We start from the raw sequence: 14,381 nt of genomic DNA on the forward strand, positions 1-14,381 counted from the left end.
TTACGTTCCGATCATCCGAAGTTGGCTCGTAGCCACCGAGATGAGAGGAGCGCTGTCATGCCTCCATATCCGACAGTCACATTGAAGAACGGCAGCCAGGGACAGCATGTTGCCACGCTGCAGGCGCTGCTGAACCTGGACTACCCGGCCTATTCACACCTGCAGGTCGATGGCGAGTTCGGCGCGCAGACCGAAGCTGTCATCCGGGAATTCCAGAAGCGGGCCGGACTGTTCGTCAACGGTGTCGCGGACGCCGAGACGTTGGCCAAGCTCGACGATCTCACCACCCAGGGCGCCGGCCCGGTGGGCGAGGAGATGAAGGAATGCAACGGCGGCATCTGGGCCAGCCAGAGCACGTCGTGTCCGTTCGCCCAGAATGTCCGCCAGGAGTACTTCAGGGTTCCAGGGGATTCGGTGCAGATCAACGTGTTCAGTCCGGTGACGCATCAGACCTACACCATGGCGTGTGTCCGAGAGGGTGACTGGGTGACCTGCCGCGGCGGCAACAACGCGGTCGTCCAGTTCTCGTTCCACTGACGCCGCTCACACGACTTTGGTCCTGGACACGCAGACCGTCTGAGGCGTCACCCGCCGCGGGCCGGCCTGTCCTGGAGGTCGGGGGCGGCCGCCGCCAGCAGGGCCCGCCGGTCGCCGGTGAGCGGCGGGTAGATCCGTTCGGTGTTGATGGTCTTCTTGGTGGCCTTGGCCACTGCGCCGGTCGCCACGACGTCGCGATCCCAGCCCTCGGTGTAGACCGCACCGGCCGGGCCAAGATCGAGAACGGTGACATACCAGGGGATTCGCAACGCGCGCATGGGCTGGCCGAGGAGGTCGCCGATCACGTTGTACCCGGCGTAGCGGCCCATCGGTCTGCCGTGCTGACACGACATCACCGACAGGTGACCATCGTCCACCTGCGCGGCGGCCACGTCGCCGGCGGCGAACACCGCGGGCACATGCTCGACGCGCAGGTAGTCGTCGACCGGCAGCCGGCCGAACCGGTCCGGCGTGACCGGCAGCTGCGCTGTCAGTGGGTTGGCTCGCATTCCCGCGCACCACACCACGGCTGCCGTGGGCACCGTGAGACCGGAAGACAACGTCATTGCGCCGATGTCGACGGCGGTCACGCTGACACCGGTCATAACGTCAACCCCGTTGTCGGACAGGGCTTTTTCGATGACCGGGCGAGCCGAGGCGCCCATGTCCGAGCCGACGTGTGGGTTGTGGTCGACGAGCAGCACCTTCGGCACCCGGGAGTTCTCGAAGATCGCCGCGAGCCGCGTGGGCAGTTCGCAGGCCGTCTCGATGCCGGTGAGTCCCGCACCGACCACAACGACCGTGTCCGCACCCGATGTCTGGGGATTGACGGCCAGCGTATCGAGGTGGGCTGAGAGGCGTGCGGCGCCGTCGAACGTGTCGACGTCGAATCCGAACTCGGCCAGTCCGGGGACATACGGTCGCGCGACCCGGCTGCCCGCGGCCAGTACCAGCCGGTCATAGTCGATGACCAGCGATTGCCCGTCGCGCTGTGCCGTCACATTCCGGGCCTCGACATCGACCGCGGTGACTTCGGCGGCGATGTGGTCGACACCGACGGGATCCAGGAGCTTCGCCAACGGGATTCGGCAGTCGGTGAGATCGGTCTCGTAGTTACGGACGCGGATGTCGTGAAAGGGGCGCTCACTGACCACCGTGATCTTCACGCCGTCGGCCACCGTTCCGAGTTCGTCGACGCGTCTGGCGGCTCCGAGGGCGGCCCACAACCCGGCGAAACCCGATCCGACGATCAGCACGTGGCTCACGGTGTCAGCGTGCCACGCGGGGACAACTCGGGGTCGCTGATATCACCGGGCAGCAGAGGTGCTTTCGGTCCACCGCGCACGAGCACCAGCGTCGCCATGGCGGTGACGATGAAAAGCGTCCGATTGACCGCACTCGGGATGTCCGACCATCCGTTTCGTCGACGAGTTCCTGCTTGCGCCGTTCTGATCGCGAGGTGCTCCGGGGCGTGATTCATCGCGCGCGCCCAGCGCGTGACCGGTGGGGTGTGCGACGATGCACGGACCACCCGGTACTCACCCTGTCTCCCGAGCAGGCGTTTCAGCGGGCGTAACAGAGAGGACCGCCGGACAGATGACCGAAGCGCACCGCGCCACGCTCCCCGTCAAAGGAGCGAAGCTCGCGATTGCAGGCTTGACCGTCGTCGGTGCCGTGCTCGCCGCCGCCGGTCAGGCGGCTGCGGACCCCATCGTGCCCGACCCGGTACCGGCGCCGTCGGATCCGGCGCTGGCCGCCCCGCCGCCGCCCGCACCGGTCGGTCCGCCGCAGGTACCCGAGATCGCCAACCCCGTGTACGGCTCCGGCCAGTACGGATCCGGCCCGGTCGGCACGCTCAGGGATCTCTGGCATCAGGCCCACGACCCGGGCGGCTTCCAGGCTGCCGGGGGAGCGCCCGAGGGCGTCGCGCCGCCCCCTGGCGCTGGTCCGCCTCCGCCGCTGCCGCCCGGCTACGTATCGATCAATGCACCGGGTTCGGAGACACCGGTCACGGCGCCGGCACCCGGTACCGGTCCGGTCGGCCCGGCGCTGCCACCTGGCTACTATTCGCTGAACGGCCCGCCGCCGCCCGGATACGAGTACAACTCACCGGGTCAGCGCCCTCCGGCGCCGCCGGCGGCGCCTACGCCGTAACCGCGCGTCCCAATACGTGGCGCAGTGCCTGATCCAGGTGCGGATGGCGGAAGTGGTGACCGGCGGCGGTGAGAACCGCAGGAACGGCCCGCTGGCTGGCGCAGGCCAGTTCGCGCGCACCTTGATCGCCGAGCAGGACCCGTGGCCCGAGTGTGGGCACCGGTAGAACGGTCGGGCGGTGCAGGACGCGGCCGAGCGTGTCGGTGTATTCAGCGTTGCGCACCGGCTCCGGGGCCACGGCGTTGACCGGGCCGGACAGTCGCTCGTCCCACAGCGCGCGGTGATAGATGTCGACCAGGTCGTCGATGCCGATCCAGGGCAGCCACTGTTGTCCGTCGCCGATGCGGCCACCGAGCCCGGCGGCGAACAGTGGACGCAACAGTCGGAGCGTGCCGCCGCTCGGGGATTGCACGATCCCGGTGCGGATCCGCACCACGCGCGCCCCGGATTGTTCGGCCGGGGCCAGTGCGTCCTCCCAGTCGGCCACGACATCGGCGAGGAACCCATCGCCGCGATCACTGGTCTCGGTGAGAACCTCGTCGGCGCGGTCGTACCCGTAGAAGCCGACTGCTGACGCGCTGACGACCACCCGCGGCCCCCGATCGGTGTCGGCGACCAGTTCGGCGAGCCGGCGGGTCGGCTCGATGCGGCTGTCGCGAATCGCGCGGCGGTGCCCATCGGTGAACCGGCCGGCGATCGTTGCCCCGGCCAGGTGGATGACGACGTCGACCCCGGTGAACAGTTCCGGGTGGGGATCGTCCGGGTTCCATTGCCGCTCATCGGGTTTGGCTGCCGCATGGCGGACCAGCCGGATGACTCGGTGGCCACCGGTGCTCAAGAACGCGGTCAATGCCGAACCGACCAGCCCGGACGCGCCGGTGACCGCGACCGTCAGCGGCGCCAGTCCGTGTGAGCGCGCTTCGTCGTGGGCCGCGAGATCGTCGGCGAGTTGGCGATGCCGGTAGGCGAACATCGGACGCAGGAAATGGCCAGGGACCGGCGTCTCGACGCGGTCGGTCATCCGGGTGTGGGTGGCGTCGACGGCTTCGAAATCGTGAATGTGCTTCCAACGCATCACCAGTGCCGCAGGCAGGGAGGTCAGCCCACCGCGGGCGATCTGGTCGACGAAGCGTCGCGGTGGGTCGTATGCGTCGGCCTGGTGCTGCGCCACCCACCGCAGGCCGCCGGGCAGCGCGAGTTCGGCGCGGCCGTCGCGCAGCGAGGCGGCCTCGGATTCGAGCTGCATCGCCTGCCACGGCGGTGACAGCCTGGCGAACGCACCCGGTCGGCCGTGCCAGGCGAAGACTTCTTCCTGCGGTGCGTCGATGATGCTGGAGTACACCAATCCCATCGGCCGACGTTACCCGCAGGATCCGGGTCGGGGGGAGGCTCGGCGACCGCGGCTACGCCACGGCCCGCCTCGCCCGCAGGCCCGCGTAGGCGAACAACAGTCCGGTACCGATCTCGGAAAGGGCCGTCACCCAGGAGAACCAGGTGACGTTGATGCGCGGACCGCTGAGATAACTGTCCTGGAAATCCGGCCAGAAATTCGGCAGCAGGTGTGCATAGGTGAACAGCACCGCACTGCCGACACCGGTGAAGATCGCGACGTCGGGTGCCATGGGATGGCCGCGCACGGCCATCGTGACCGCGACGATGACGACCACACCCTGGATCATGCCGCCGGCCATGACGAACATCGGTGACGCCGACATTCCCCGGAGCAGGTGGTCGAGCACGTGCAATCCCCAACCGGCCAGGAACGTCCATGCGGTCAGTCGCAGAAAGCGTTGTGTCTGAACGGTTGTCGGTATCGTCATGGGACCCCCATTCGAACTACTACAAGCGATAGTAGAACGATGGGGCATTGGTGGCAATAGTCATCACCACGGCCGTCTGTCACCGGTCTTCGATTTCTGATCGGGCGCCCCCGATATCGTCGTATCAACTGTAGGCATCTCTGTAATAGAGTCCGTACTGGCCGACGTGCCGGACGAGAGGTGTATCTGTGGAGCGCACTGCGATGACGCCGTACTTTGTGATCAGTGACGGCGGGTTCGTGCCCAACGAGATCGCGCACGGCGGCTGGGGCCCCACCCTTGGCGGTCAGGTGGTCGGTGGCCTGCTGGCGCGCGCCGTCGAAGTACTCGTCACCGACGAGGGTCTGCAGCCGGCACGGTTCACCGTGGAAATACTGCGTCGGGTCGCCAGCGCACCGGTTCGCGTCGCCGCCTCGGTGGTCCGGTCCGGAGCGCGGATGCAGGCCGTCGATGCGGTGATGACCCAGGACGGCGAGCTGGTGGCCCGCGCCTCGGCCCTGTATCTGAGGCGCGGTATCCAACCCGACGGTGAGTTCTGGACCACCTCGATCGACCTGCCGCCGCTGCCTGAGGAGCCCACGGATTTCGACGACACCGTGCCCATGTTCATCCGGCCCTATGGGCCGGATCCGGAATGGAGCGGTGCGGGTTTTCCGTGGCAGCAGTGCGGTCCGCGCTACGCATGGCTGCGCGAAGTGCGCGATCTGGTTGCCGGTGAACAACTCTCGCCGTTTGTGCGGGCGGCGCTGGCCGTCGACGTCACGAGTTCGATGACCAATTTCAGTTCGGCCGGTTTGGCTTTCATCAATGCGGACTACACGCTGGCACTGAGCCGGCTCCCGGTCGGTCCCTACATCGGTATGGCGGCGGTGACCCACACCAGCGCCGACGGTGTGGCGACCGGCAGCGCGACCCTGTACGACACGTCGGGCCCCATCGGCACCGGATTGTCCACCGCCGTGGCAAATTTCAACTTCAGCCCGAACGGTTCGAGCTAGGCGGGGCGCAGGATGGCGACGAGGAAATCCGAGTCTTCGATGAAGGGCCGCACATCCCACGTGGACAACAACAGATCAGGGGTGAAACCGGCCGTTGCCGCGTCGTCGAGGAACTGACCGAACTCGTATTCGCGGCCGGCTCCGAATCCGATCACCGCACGGCCGTCGTCGGCGAGGTGGGCGCGCAGCCGGGTCAGGACCTGGACCCGGGTGCTCGGGGCGAGGAATGTCATCACGTTGCCCGCCGACACGATGATGTCGAACGCGTCGGCGATACCCCGTGCCGCCAAGTCGAGCTCGGCAAGGTCGCCGACCAGCCACCGTGGACCGGGATGGTCCTTCTTGGCCGCCTCGATCAATGCCGGGTCGACGTCGACGCCGACCACCTGGTGTCCGGCCCCGGCCAGATATCCGCCCACTCGGCCGGGACCGCAGCCGGCGTCCAGGATGCGGGCTTTGCGCGATGCCATCGCGTCCACCAGACGAGCCTCACCGGCGAGGTCCTCACCGGCGCGCGCCATGGCACGAAAGCGTTCGATGTACCAGTTCGAATGCCCGGGATCGGCCGCGACCTTTTGCATCCAGATGCTCCGCTCGACCATATGAGCATTGTCGCAAGCGGATGCCGGGCCCGGGCCGGGCGGTGGGACTCAGCCCTGGGCGTCGAGGATCTTGATCGCGAAGACCAACGAGTCACCCGGCTGGATTCCGGCAGCGGGCTGCCCCTGGGGGTAACCGTCGGCAGAGGTCATCGCCACTGCCACCGTGGACCCGACCTTCTGTCCTGAAATCGCTTTCTGGAAGCCCGGCACCACGCCGTTGAGCGGGAAGTCGACCGGTTCGCCACGTTCGTAGCTGCTGTCGAACACCGATCCGTCGCGTCCGTTGACGCCCATGTAGCAGACCGTGACGTTCGCCGACGGTGAGACGACGGGTCCATCGCCGGCCTTGAGGGTCTGCACCTGGGTCTGGGCCACGCTGAAGGGTCCGTCGACCTTGACCACCGGCGCCGCGGTGTCGGTGGAGCCGGTGACCGCAACGCTGCCGGTGGCGCCGGACACGGTCCATTCGGGGGCGCCCGCGTTCTGGGGAGCTGCGGTCGGGCACGTGCTGGCCTCGGTTGCGGTCTCAGCGATCGAGGGCGTGAGCACCTCGGCGACCGACGGCGTGCTCGGCGAGGACGTGGCCGAGGAGGTGTCCGTGTCGGAGCCGCACGCGGCGAGCGCCATGGTCAGCGATGCGGCGCAGGCCACGAGCGCAACAGAGGAAGGCACGCGAAAGGAGTTCATGCCTCGTCACGCTACAGCGGCGCGAGGTGGTGCCCGTCGATAGCCGGGCAATCGCGGCCGCATGCTCTGTCGCGGGTTCGAATTCGGCTTTTGTCGATCGCCGGTCCGCTTGTCGGCCCGATCGGTGAATTCCGACGGAATTGTGAACATTCAAATATTCGGTGAAGGGCTGGGCGGACAGATTCATCGATAGGCGCCAGGTGATGTTTGCCCGTGATAGCGTCGCCGCAGGCAGACCGTTTATCCACACTCGAGGACACGGATTATGGCCAACAATTCCATGGGTGACTTTGTCAGCCAGTTGCGCCCAGCCCTACATCGGCTCCAGGACTGGCCCTATCCCGATCAGATAGACCACACGCTGTTCTCCGCTTTCATGAAGAATCCGCACGACGTCGGCGGCGATCCCGACGCCCCGGCGATCTTCGAGGAAAAGCAAGAAGAGGCATGGGAACTCAATACCTTCGTCACCTGTGAGGTTCTCGGCTGGCGTGGCATTTGGACATCCGAAGAACGGCGGCGGCTGGGGAACGTCGACGTGGGGCGCACGATTTACCACGGCTTCCCCTATTACGGCCGGTGGGTGTGGGCCATCGCCCGGTGCCTCGTCGAGAAAGACCACATCACGCTTCGCGAGTTGTTGGAGCGGGTCGACGAGGTGCGCGCCCGCGTGGCAGCCGGTGGCGTGGACGCGCTGTCGGCAGCGCCATGCAGCGTCGGTGACCCGACAACGGTCTCCAGGAACCGCCATCACATCGAGGCGCTCGGTAAAGGCGATCCGCAGCGGTTCGACGGCCAGGCCGGGGCCCCTCGGTTCGCCGTTGGTGATCGGGTGCGCGTGCGGGACCTTCCGACGATCTTCTACACCCGCACCCAGGAGTATCTGCGGGGCAAGCCCGCGACGATCGTCGAGGTGTCCTACGAAAGCCTGGTGCCCGAGGACGAGGCGTTCGACCGCGAAGAGCAGAAACCTCAATGGTTCTACATCGTGCGCTTCAACATGACCGACGTGTGGGACCCCTATGCGGGCGCCGAAAGCGACACCCTCCAGGCCGAGATCTCCGAATTGTGGTTGCAGCCGCTGGGTTAGACCGCTCATTCGACAGACGAACAGGAATGCGACATGACGCACGACGACGCCGCACATACGCATGACGACGCATCCGAGCGGCATGCGGCACCGATGGTCGAGGAAGTGACCGATTTCGAGGTCTTGGAAATCGCGCTGCGCGAATTGGCGATCGAGAAAGGCCTGTTCACCGCCGAAGACCATCGGCATTACACCGAATTCGTCGAACAGATCGGACCGGCGCCGGGTTCGCGATTCGTCGCGAAGGCCTGGGTGGATCCGGATTTCAAGCAGCTGGCGCTCCGTGATCCCATCGCCGCCAGCCGGGAAGTGGGAATCGATTGGCTACACCCGACCGGCTTCGGGACGCCCAGTGACTTCACCGCACTGGAGGTGCTCGAGAACACCCCGACTCTGCATCACGTGATCGTCTGCACCTTGTGTTCGTGTTATCCGCGGCCGCTTCTGGGCAATTCACCCGAGTGGTATCGGACGCCCAACTATCGGCGCCGCATCGTGCGCTGGCCGCGTCAGGTACTCGGGGAATTCGGCCTCTTCCTGTCCGACGATGTCGAGATCCGTATCGAGGACTCCAATTCCAAACGCCGCTTCATGGTGCTGCCGGTCCGTCCCGCCGGAACCGAGGGCTGGACCGAGGAGCAACTCGCCGAGATCGTCACCCGCGACTGCATGATCGGTGTCGCCTTGCCGAAGCCCGGCGTGACGACGAATGCGCAGCGTCCGGTGCATGCGGCGGTCCGGCCGGCCGAAGGATATTGAGGGGCACCCGATGACAGACGAAGAGGACGTGACGACAGTCAGGGTGCGGACGCTGGAGGAGCTTGTCGGGCGCGGGCAGGTGTGGCCCCGCATGGCGCAGAAGTATGGCGTCTCCAACCTGGTTCCGCCGTGGAAGTCGAGTCTCGACGGGATGTGCGACGCACTCGACCACGAGGGAGTGACTCTGCCGTTGCTCACTCGCCGAGACGATGAGGACCGTCTGGTCAACGAGGTGTATGTGACACTGCCGTACCCGGAGAACCAGCTTGCCGCACTGACACATTCGCTGGTCGCCAGGAACATCATCGACGAGCAGTCACTGGCCGAACGGATGCGAAAAGTCCGGGACCGACTCGAGGGGACCTGACCGGCAGGTCAGTGATCGCTGCCTTCCACCGACCGGGAATTCAGTGCCGCCGGTGTCCATTTCGGCCAGGACGGCGACCCGACGACGAATCCGCCCGCGATCTGGGCGACGATCCGCGGGCCCCTTATGGTGCTGTTGTCATAGAACGTCGCCGAGTCCACCCGCATCGCGGCGATCGCGACAAGGTCCCAAAGTCGTTGGTAGCGTTCACGAATCTTCGTCTCGGGAACGTGGTGGCCGCCGGCTTGCACCCGGTGGCGCACTCGTAGCACGGCCAGGTCTTCGGGGATGAGGATGCAGTGCAGGATCACGGTGTAGCCGGCGGCGTGCGCTTCGTCGATGAGCTCGAGTTTGGAGGAATGGGAGAACACGGTCTCGGCGATGAAGGATTCGCCGAGCTCGATGAGCTTGGCCCGGGTTTCGGCGGCGACCAACGCGGCCTCGTAGGAGTGCGGGGCCGGGTCTTCGGGCCAGCGACGCTTGGCGATCTCGTCGGCATTGACGAAGGGGCTACCGGGAAGCAGCGGGGACAGGGTGAGTTCGACGAAGGTGGACTTGCCGGCGCCGTTGCATCCGACGACGAGATCGAGACGCTTCACCGCGCGACGGCACGGTCCGTGTCAGTGCAAGCCGCGATCACTGCTGGTGTGCCAGCGCCGCGGTGCTGCCGTCCGGCCGGTACTGCACGATCTCGCCGTTCTCGTCGAGGGCGACGGTGGTGATGCCGCGGGCGGCCAGCGTCTTGCCGTAGTCGGCGCGCGCCAGACTCTCTTCGATGGACGCGGCGATCTCGGCGTCGAACACCGCGCCTTCCTCGGCGGTCAACTCCCGAAGTGGGATATCACCTGCCAGGGCGGCTTCCACCTTGCGGCGGGCCGCACTGTGCCGACTCGACACGGCACGGCCCACGCGGGCCCAGTGGTCGAGCTGCTGCTTGGCCGACCGGCTCTGACGTGCGCCTTCCGCGGCCGCACTGTCGATGAGGTCTGCGGCGAACCGGGTCACCCGATCTGCGGTGTCAGTCATGGCGAGCCTCCGTTGTAGCAGTCTGAAACAAGCGTAGCAGAATGCTACATATACGGGTTGTGACTGGCGTCATGCCGCCGACAACCGCCTGGCGATCTCGCCGTACCGCTCGAAACGTTGCGGCCCGCCGAGCGCGTTGTAGAGCACGACGCGGGTGGCGACTCCGGCATATTTGGCGCTCAACGCCTCCGCCAGTCCGTCCCAAGTCGATTCGGTGGCGAAGGCGGCGACGTGGTCGTCGGTGATCTGCGCCGTCATACCCGCGATGTCACCGGCTTTCTGTTTCTCCCGTAGGCGTGCGGTGGTGCCGTCGAAGCCGGCCTCGTCCCAGATGAACGCATAGTTCGGCGTGCTCCCGTAGAAGCTCATGCTGGCCCGAACTAACTCGCGCTCGTTGGCGCGTTCTTCCTCGCTGTCGCCGACGATCGTCATCACGGGGACGATCTTGGCGATGTCGTCGGGGGAGCGGCCCGCCTTGGCTGCACCCGCGGCGATGTTGGGCAGCACGTGGCGGGCGATATAACCCGGCTCGCCGATCGGGTGGATGTGGACACCGTCGGCGACTTCGCCCGCCATGCGCAGCATCCACGGATTCACGGCGGCGATGTCGACCTTGGGATCAGGTGCGTCGATCGGCCCCGGGCTCCACTGGGGAGTGATGAAGTCGAGGTCGTAGAAATCGCCGTGATGATCGAGCTTGCCGGTCCGGAAGGCGGCGAAGCACGCCTTCACGGCCAGCACGTAGTCGCGCAGGCGCGGCCCCGGATGCTCGAAGGGCATCCCATAGCGCCGGACCACATGGGTGCGGACCTGGGTGCCGATGCCGAGCCGGAACCTGCCGCCGGTTGCTTCCTGCAGTTCCCAGGCCGACGCCGCAGTGATGAACGGGCTGCGCGGAAAGGCAACGGCGACACCGGTCGACAGTTCCAGCCCGGGAGCCGCCTGAGACGCGACCGCCGCGTTGAGATATGCCGTGCGGCCCGTTTCGGTGAGCAGGAGCCCGGAGAATCCGGCGGACTGGGTGCGGCGGGCAAGGTCACCGATTTTTGCCAGCGGCTGCGGAACGGTCATCACGTCGACGTACACGTGGGGAGCGTACGTGCCGAACATCCGTAATGCCTTAGAAGTCAACCGTTTCACGCCACCGGGCGCCTAGACTTGCGGGAGATCAGGGCAACCGGACTCGTCGTAAACCAGAGCGTGTTGCAACTGAAGGAGGGGACCAATGGTCAGGATTCATACGGTCGTGGCGGGGGAGACGCTGTCAGCGTTGGCGTTGCGGTTCTACGGAGACGCGGAGCTGTACCGGCTGATCGCCGCGGCCAGCGCAATTCCCAATCCGGACGTCGTCAACGTCGGACAGAAGCTGGTCTTTCCCGACTACGCGCGGTACACCGTCGCCCCCGGAGAAACGTTGTCGGCCGTGGCGTCGCGTTTCTACGGGCATGCGGAGTTGTCCAGGTTGATCGCCGCCGCCAACGGGATCGCCGAGGGCGCCACCCTCAGCCCGGGGCAACGGCTCATCGTCCCCGAACTCAAGAGATACTCGGTCGCTCCGGGGGATACGTTGTCGGCGTTGGCATCACGGTTCTATGGTGACGCCTCGTTCTACCCACCGATCGCCGGTGTCAACGGCATATCCGACCCCGGCCATATCACCCCGGGACAGGCGCTGGTCATCTTCAGCGGTCGCAGCGACGGGTTCGGCCTGCGGATCGTCGACCGCAACGAGAACGATCCGCGCCTGTGGTACTACCGATTCCAGACCGCTGCCGTCGGCTGGAACCCCGGCGTCAACGTTCTCCTTCCCGATGACTATCACACCAGCGGCCGCACCTATCCCGTTCTGTACATGTTCCACGGGGGTGCCGACGATTTCCGTCAGTTCGACTTCCTGGGGATCCGCGACTGGACGGCAGGCAAGCCGATCATCGTGGTGATGCCCGACGGCGGACACGCCGGTTGGTATTCCAACCCGGTCACCTCATTCGTCGGACCGCGCAACTGGGAGACATTCCACATCGCCCAGTTGCTGCCGTGGATCGAGGCGAATTTCCGGACGTACGCCGAGTACGACGGGCGCGCGGTCGGGGGATTCTCGATGGGCGGTTTCGGCGCGCTGAAGTACACGGCGAAGTACTACGGCCACTTCGCGTCGGTCAGTGCTCATTCCGGTCCGGCGAGTCTGCGCCGCGATTTCGGCCTCGTGGTGCACTGGGCGAACATCACGTCGGCGGTTCTGGATCTGGGCGGCGGAACGGTCTACGGCGCTCCGTTCTGGGACCAGGCCAGGGTCAGTGCCGACAACCCGGTCGAGCGGATCGAGAGCTATCGCAACAAGCGGATCTTCCTTGTGGCCGGCACCAGTCCCGATCCGCTCAACTGGTTCGACAGCGTGAACGAGACGCAGGTGCTGGCCGGCCAGCGCGAGTTCCGCGACCTCCTCGGCCGCGCAGGCATCCCGTTCGAAGCGCACGAGGTGCCCGGAGGGCACGTCTTCCGTCCCGACATGTTCCTCCGCGATCTCGACGGGATCATCGCGCGGCTCCGCCCCGCCAACATCGTGAACACTGACTTGTAACAGGAACCTCAACTTTCACAATTGTCACATCTGCAACAGAATTCAATTCTTTCACTGCTATCGCAGTGGAAACGGAATTCACAGTAGGTAGCAATTGTCACAGTGGGCGCGGGGAAATTTTATAAAACCGTGCCTGCGCGTCCGTGGGCCGCGGCACGGCCTGAGTCGACATCTGACCTGCAGTTACAGGGCGTGCAGCTGTGGTCTCACGTTCCTCACCGGCCACAAGAAGCCCATAACTATTAAATAAACTCAAAGAAGATAATTAGACTCTCTAGCACGGCTATTTTACTTTCGCCCCATCGGTAAACTCTGTATCACGATGGGCTGCAAATAGTCTTTCGCCCCGCCATTACCGGCGTGCACAGGTAGTGCCCGCCGCCACGAAGGGATCGACATGCGCGTGCGCAAGGTCGTCACCGTCTTCGGGTTCATCGGTGCGATCGCCCTGGCTCAGACCCTCCTGATGGTTCCGACTGCCGGCGCCGAACCGAACTGGGATGCGATGGCGCAATGCGAGTCAGGCGGCAACTGGGCGGCCGACACCGGCAACGGCTTCTACGGTGGGCTGCAGTTCACTCCAGCCACATGGGCTTCCCATGGGGGCAGCGGATCGCCCGCCATGGCGAGCCGCGAGGAGCAGATTCGCGTGGCGCGCAACGTGTTGCAGACTCAAGGCCTCGGCGCCTGGCCCGTCTGCGGAGGCCCGGTCGGCCAGGCCACAGGAACCTGTCGCCAGGTGATGGTCTGGATTCCCCTGAGAAACTTGCCCAGGCTGTGCACATTGGTGCTCAATCCGCTGGGATGATCACACCGTCGCCCCGGAGCTGATCGAGCGCGAATGGACGACCGGCCCATGTTCACCGCCACCCGCATCGAGGCCGACAGGGTGCTGCTCAGAAAGGGCCGCGACCACGACGGCGAGGGGTTCATCGAGACGCAGACCGATGAGGGGGTGCGTCGTTTCCTCGGCGGGCCGCGCGCCCAGGCGGAGGTTCGCGCGACGGTGGCCTCCGTGGGCGCGGCAACCTTGTTGGCGTCTGACGGCTGTTACATCGCGGCCGACCGGGAATCCGACGACATGTTCGGCATGGTGACACTCAGCCGCCGTGATCCGGAATTGCCCGGTCATGTGAATGAAGGCGGTGACGAGCTCGAGCTCAGCTATGTCTTTCGGGCACATGCATGGGGCAAGGGCTATGCGACCGAGGCCTGTCGCGCGTTACTGCGCTGCGCCGCAGGGCAACTCGCCGACCAACCGGTCGTGATCGTCACCCAGACGGCAAACCTGGCGGCGCTTCGACTGGCTGACCGGCTCGGTTTTGCCCAGCTGGGAACCTTCGAGCAATTCGACGCCGAACAGGTACTGGCATCGGCACGGCTGGGGACGTTCCTGCCGCAGTAGGGCTTTCACTCTGCTCGCCGCGGCAGGGTGTGACGGTACGCACGCGTGACGCAGACCGCACATTGGCTCCCTTGGCGCGAAAAAGTCTTGGGCGGCGCTGAACTCACTCTCAGCAAACCCTCAGTGCGGGGCTGCACCATCTACGTAGGCGCCGGCGCGGCGCATATGGGTCGGTGTCGCAAGGAAGAAGCAAACGGAATGAATCAGTGGTCGGGGATGCCATCACACAACAGCAACCGCGAATGGGAGGCGAAACGGGAGGCGGATCAACGGAATCCAAGTCCCTGGAGCCGCAAGGGCTATCAGCAGCCCTACCCGCACTACGGGCTGCACCCCGAGATGACCCAGAAATTCG

17 protein-coding genes are annotated in these 14,381 nt (G+C 65.8%); 9 read left to right on the forward strand and 8 right to left on the reverse strand.

Annotation, left to right across the window (positions count from 1 at the left end):
• Positions 1-57 precede the first annotated feature (57 nt).
• A complete protein-coding gene (locus ACNQVK_RS19885; RefSeq protein WP_418030871.1) occupies positions 58-537 on the forward strand; it encodes a peptidoglycan-binding domain-containing protein in 480 nt (159 codons plus the stop codon).
• A 47-nt stretch (positions 538-584) separates the two neighbouring features.
• Here the strand turns inward: ACNQVK_RS19885 and ACNQVK_RS19890 are convergent, their stop codons facing one another.
• The gene (locus ACNQVK_RS19890) at positions 585-1,802 is read right to left on the reverse strand and encodes an NAD(P)/FAD-dependent oxidoreductase (RefSeq protein ID WP_418030872.1); all 1,218 of its coding nucleotides are present in this window, start codon (positions 1,800-1,802) and stop codon (positions 585-587) included.
• A 331-nt stretch (positions 1,803-2,133) separates the two neighbouring features.
• Between ACNQVK_RS19890 and ACNQVK_RS19895 the strand changes: the two genes are divergently transcribed.
• Positions 2,134-2,691: a hypothetical protein gene (locus tag ACNQVK_RS19895; protein WP_418030873.1), complete on the forward strand. Its 558-nt coding sequence runs from the start codon at positions 2,134-2,136 to the stop codon at positions 2,689-2,691.
• On the opposite strand, the gene ACNQVK_RS19900 is transcribed toward ACNQVK_RS19895, so the two are convergent.
• Both ACNQVK_RS19900 and ACNQVK_RS19905 read right to left on the reverse strand, forming a co-directional pair.
• A complete protein-coding gene (locus ACNQVK_RS19900) occupies positions 2,681-4,042 on the reverse strand; it encodes a TIGR01777 family oxidoreductase (protein ID WP_418030874.1) in 1,362 nt (453 codons plus the stop codon). The two genes, ACNQVK_RS19895 and ACNQVK_RS19900, sit on opposite strands and share 11 nt — an antisense overlap.
• Before the next feature lie 52 nt (positions 4,043-4,094).
• Positions 4,095-4,511, reverse strand: coding sequence for a hypothetical protein (locus ACNQVK_RS19905; protein WP_418030875.1), 417 nt, complete (start codon positions 4,509-4,511; stop codon positions 4,095-4,097).
• Between the two features lie 203 nt (positions 4,512-4,714).
• Here ACNQVK_RS19905 and ACNQVK_RS19910 point away from each other — a divergent pair, with 203 nt between their 5' ends.
• Positions 4,715-5,509 carry a thioesterase family protein gene (locus ACNQVK_RS19910; protein ID WP_418034229.1) on the forward strand — a complete coding sequence of 265 codons (795 nt, stop codon included), beginning with the start codon at positions 4,715-4,717 and terminating at the stop codon, positions 5,507-5,509.
• Here the strand turns inward: ACNQVK_RS19910 and ACNQVK_RS19915 are convergent.
• On the reverse strand, positions 5,506-6,111 hold the full coding sequence (locus tag ACNQVK_RS19915; RefSeq protein ID WP_418030876.1) for a class I SAM-dependent methyltransferase: 606 nt from the start codon (positions 6,109-6,111) through the stop codon (positions 5,506-5,508). The two genes, ACNQVK_RS19910 and ACNQVK_RS19915, sit on opposite strands and share 4 nt — an antisense overlap.
• Before the next feature lie 48 nt (positions 6,112-6,159).
• The gene (locus ACNQVK_RS19920; protein WP_418030877.1) at positions 6,160-6,798 is read right to left on the reverse strand and encodes an FKBP-type peptidyl-prolyl cis-trans isomerase; all 639 of its coding nucleotides are present in this window, start codon (positions 6,796-6,798) and stop codon (positions 6,160-6,162) included.
• Positions 6,799-7,063: 265 nt separating this feature from the next.
• Between ACNQVK_RS19920 and ACNQVK_RS19925 the strand changes: the two genes are divergently transcribed.
• Genes ACNQVK_RS19925 through ACNQVK_RS19935 form a run of 3 tightly spaced genes read left to right on the forward strand, consistent with a single transcriptional unit; the run spans position 7,064 to position 9,014 of the window.
• A complete protein-coding gene (locus tag ACNQVK_RS19925; protein WP_418030878.1) occupies positions 7,064-7,888 on the forward strand; it encodes an SH3-like domain-containing protein in 825 nt (274 codons plus the stop codon).
• Positions 7,889-7,921: 33 nt separating this feature from the next.
• Entirely contained in the window at positions 7,922-8,647 is a 726-nt protein-coding gene (gene scnC, locus ACNQVK_RS19930) for a thiocyanate hydrolase subunit gamma (RefSeq protein ID WP_044518636.1), read from the forward strand.
• Between the two features lie 10 nt (positions 8,648-8,657).
• On the forward strand, positions 8,658-9,014 hold the full coding sequence (locus tag ACNQVK_RS19935; protein ID WP_418030879.1) for a thiocyanate hydrolase: 357 nt from the start codon (positions 8,658-8,660) through the stop codon (positions 9,012-9,014).
• Positions 9,015-9,022: 8 nt separating this feature from the next.
• Here the strand turns inward: ACNQVK_RS19935 and ACNQVK_RS19940 are convergent, their stop codons facing one another.
• From ACNQVK_RS19940 to ACNQVK_RS19950, 3 genes are all read right to left on the reverse strand, one after another.
• Positions 9,023-9,613, reverse strand: coding sequence for a zeta toxin family protein (locus ACNQVK_RS19940; RefSeq protein WP_418030880.1), 591 nt, complete (start codon positions 9,611-9,613; stop codon positions 9,023-9,025).
• Between the two features lie 37 nt (positions 9,614-9,650).
• Positions 9,651-10,040, reverse strand: coding sequence for a TA system antitoxin ParD family protein (locus ACNQVK_RS19945; protein WP_044518633.1), 390 nt, complete (start codon positions 10,038-10,040; stop codon positions 9,651-9,653).
• A 69-nt stretch (positions 10,041-10,109) separates the two neighbouring features.
• Positions 10,110-11,126, reverse strand: coding sequence for a TIGR03617 family F420-dependent LLM class oxidoreductase (locus ACNQVK_RS19950; protein ID WP_418034230.1), 1,017 nt, complete (start codon positions 11,124-11,126; stop codon positions 10,110-10,112).
• 139 nt (positions 11,127-11,265) lie between these two features.
• Between ACNQVK_RS19950 and ACNQVK_RS19955 the strand changes: the two genes are divergently transcribed.
• The 3 genes from ACNQVK_RS19955 to ACNQVK_RS19965 all read left to right on the forward strand — a co-directional run bounded on the left by ACNQVK_RS19955 (position 11,266) and on the right by ACNQVK_RS19965 (position 14,026).
• On the forward strand, positions 11,266-12,621 hold the full coding sequence (locus ACNQVK_RS19955) for an alpha/beta hydrolase-fold protein (protein WP_418030881.1): 1,356 nt from the start codon (positions 11,266-11,268) through the stop codon (positions 12,619-12,621).
• 397 nt (positions 12,622-13,018) lie between these two features.
• Entirely contained in the window at positions 13,019-13,429 is a 411-nt protein-coding gene (locus ACNQVK_RS19960) for a transglycosylase family protein (RefSeq protein ID WP_418030882.1), read from the forward strand.
• A gap of 33 nt (positions 13,430-13,462) precedes the next feature.
• On the forward strand, positions 13,463-14,026 hold the full coding sequence (locus tag ACNQVK_RS19965) for a GNAT family N-acetyltransferase (RefSeq protein ID WP_418030883.1): 564 nt from the start codon (positions 13,463-13,465) through the stop codon (positions 14,024-14,026).
• Positions 14,027-14,381: the final 355 nt, after the last annotated feature.

Source organism: Mycobacterium sp. 134, assembly GCF_048282715.1.
Classification (GTDB): Bacteria; Actinomycetota; Actinomycetes; order Mycobacteriales; family Mycobacteriaceae; genus Mycobacterium; species Mycobacterium septicum.

What these genes read in the sequence shown, in the direction of transcription:
- ACNQVK_RS19955 (WP_418030881.1), top strand. Translation starts at nt 11,266, where the DNA reads ATGGTCAGGATTCATACGGTCGTGGCGGGGGAGACGCTGTCAGCGTTG.
- ACNQVK_RS19945 (WP_044518633.1), bottom strand. Translation starts at nt 10,040, where the DNA reads ATGACTGACACCGCAGATCGGGTGACCCGGTTCGCCGCAGACCTCATC.
- ACNQVK_RS19910 (WP_418034229.1), top strand. Translation starts at nt 4,715, where the DNA reads ATGACGCCGTACTTTGTGATCAGTGACGGCGGGTTCGTGCCCAACGAG.
- scnC (WP_044518636.1), top strand. Translation starts at nt 7,922, where the DNA reads ATGACGCACGACGACGCCGCACATACGCATGACGACGCATCCGAGCGG.
- ACNQVK_RS19905 (WP_418030875.1), bottom strand. Translation starts at nt 4,511, where the DNA reads ATGACGATACCGACAACCGTTCAGACACAACGCTTTCTGCGACTGACC.
- ACNQVK_RS19935 (WP_418030879.1), top strand. Translation starts at nt 8,658, where the DNA reads ATGACAGACGAAGAGGACGTGACGACAGTCAGGGTGCGGACGCTGGAG.
- ACNQVK_RS19915 (WP_418030876.1), bottom strand. Translation starts at nt 6,111, where the DNA reads ATGGTCGAGCGGAGCATCTGGATGCAAAAGGTCGCGGCCGATCCCGGG.
- ACNQVK_RS19960 (WP_418030882.1), top strand. Translation starts at nt 13,019, where the DNA reads ATGCGCGTGCGCAAGGTCGTCACCGTCTTCGGGTTCATCGGTGCGATC.
- ACNQVK_RS19900 (WP_418030874.1), bottom strand. Translation starts at nt 4,042, where the DNA reads ATGGGATTGGTGTACTCCAGCATCATCGACGCACCGCAGGAAGAAGTC.
- ACNQVK_RS19895 (WP_418030873.1), top strand. Translation starts at nt 2,134, where the DNA reads ATGACCGAAGCGCACCGCGCCACGCTCCCCGTCAAAGGAGCGAAGCTC.
- ACNQVK_RS19965 (WP_418030883.1), top strand. Translation starts at nt 13,463, where the DNA reads ATGGACGACCGGCCCATGTTCACCGCCACCCGCATCGAGGCCGACAGG.
- ACNQVK_RS19925 (WP_418030878.1), top strand. Translation starts at nt 7,064, where the DNA reads ATGGCCAACAATTCCATGGGTGACTTTGTCAGCCAGTTGCGCCCAGCC.
- ACNQVK_RS19920 (WP_418030877.1), bottom strand. Translation starts at nt 6,798, where the DNA reads ATGAACTCCTTTCGCGTGCCTTCCTCTGTTGCGCTCGTGGCCTGCGCC.
- ACNQVK_RS19885 (WP_418030871.1), top strand. Translation starts at nt 58, where the DNA reads ATGCCTCCATATCCGACAGTCACATTGAAGAACGGCAGCCAGGGACAG.